A 1,806-nucleotide genomic window follows, 5' to 3' on the forward strand; every position below is an offset into this window, starting at 1 on the left:
TCAGGATCATCAACCGAAAAATATCTTGAATTGACAACTAAAACTAAAACTTCGTCTTTCCTTATAGTCGCGTCTTTAACTGCTATGCAGCAAAGCTCTAGAAAGGAGGTGTTCCAGCCGCACCTTCCGGTACGGCTACCTTGTTACGACTTAGCCCCAGTTACCGGTCTTACCCTAGGCCGCTCCTTGCGGTGACGGACTTCAGGTACCCCCAGCTTCCATGGCTTGACGGGCGGTGTGTACAAGGCCCGGGAACGTATTCACCGCATCATGGCTGATATGCGATTACTAGCGATTCCAGCTTCACGGGGTCGAGTTGCAGACCCCGATCCGAACTGTGATAGGTTTTATAGATTCGCTCCGCCTTGCGACGTGGCTGCTCTCTGTACCTACCATTGTAGCACGTGTGTGGCCCAGGACGTAAGGGCCGTGATGATTTGACGTCATCCCCACCTTCCTCACGGTTTGCACCGGCAGTCTTGCTAGAGTTCCCGACATTACTCGCTGGCAACTAACAACAGGGGTTGCGCTCGTTATAGGACTTAACCTGACACCTCACGGCACGAGCTGACGACAACCATGCAGCACCTTGTAATCTGTCCGAAGAAAAATCTGTTTCCAAATCTGTCAGACTACATTTAAGCCCTGGTAAGGTTCCTCGCGTATCATCGAATTAAACCACATGCTCCACCGCTTGTGCGGGCCCCCGTCAATTCCTTTGAGTTTCATTCTTGCGAACGTACTCCCCAGGTGGGTTACTTATCACTTTCGCTTGGCCACCCAGCCCTCAATTGAGCCGGACAGCTAGTAACCATCGTTTACGGCGTGGACTACCAGGGTATCTAATCCTGTTCGCTCCCCACGCTTTCGTCCATCAGTGTCAATATATTGTTAGTAACCTGCCTTCGCAATCGGTATTCTATGTAATATCTATGCATTTCACCGCTACACTACATATTCTAGTTACTTCACAACAATTCAAGACTAACAGTATCAATGGCAATTCTACAGTTAAGCTGCAGACTTTCACCACTGACTTATTAGTCCACCTACGGACCCTTTAAACCCAATGATTCCGGATAACGCTTGCACCCTCCGTATTACCGCGGCTGCTGGCACGGAGTTAGCCGGTGCTTATTCTTACGGTACCGTCATCGTGCTACACGTAACACTTATTCTTCCCGTATAAAAGCAGTTTACAACCCATAGGGCAGTCTTCCTGCACGCGGCATGGCTGGATCAGGCTCCCGCCCATTGTCCAATATTCCTCACTGCTGCCTCCCGTAGGAGTCTGGTCCGTGTCTCAGTACCAGTGTGGGGGATCTCCCTCTCAGGACCCCTACCTATCGTTGCCTAGGTGTGCCGTTACCACACCTACTAGCTAATAGGACGCATGCTCATCTTGTACCGTAACCTTTACTATTAATACGATGCCATATCAATAGACTATGGAGGATTAATCCAAGTTTCCCTGGGCTATACTCCAGTACAAGGCAGATTGCATACGCGTTACGCACCCGTGCGCCACTCGTCAGCAAATTAGCAAGCTAATTCCTGTTACCGTTCGACTTGCATGTGTTAGGCCTGCCGCTAGCGTTCATCCTGAGCCAGGATCAAACTCTTCATCGTAGTATTTTAAATAATATTCCACGATATAAGGAAATTTAATCACCTCTGTAGAAACAGAAGCTCAAAATGGTCGTTCTAGTTTTAATTCAATTCCGATGTAAAATCGGAACGCGTTGTCAATTCAATATGTCAATTAACTTCTCCCCTAATTAAAGAAGATCATTTATCGTTAGATGT

1 rRNA gene is annotated in these 1,806 nt (G+C 48.1%); it reads right to left on the reverse strand.

What is annotated here, in order from left to right:
- Positions 1-101 precede the first annotated feature (101 nt).
- Positions 102-1,629, reverse strand: a 16S ribosomal RNA gene (locus BUA96_RS17120).
- Between the last annotated feature and the right edge of the window lie 177 nt (positions 1,630-1,806).

This window comes from Leeuwenhoekiella palythoae, assembly GCF_900130045.1.
In the GTDB taxonomy this organism is placed as follows: domain Bacteria; phylum Bacteroidota; class Bacteroidia; order Flavobacteriales; family Flavobacteriaceae; genus Leeuwenhoekiella; species Leeuwenhoekiella palythoae.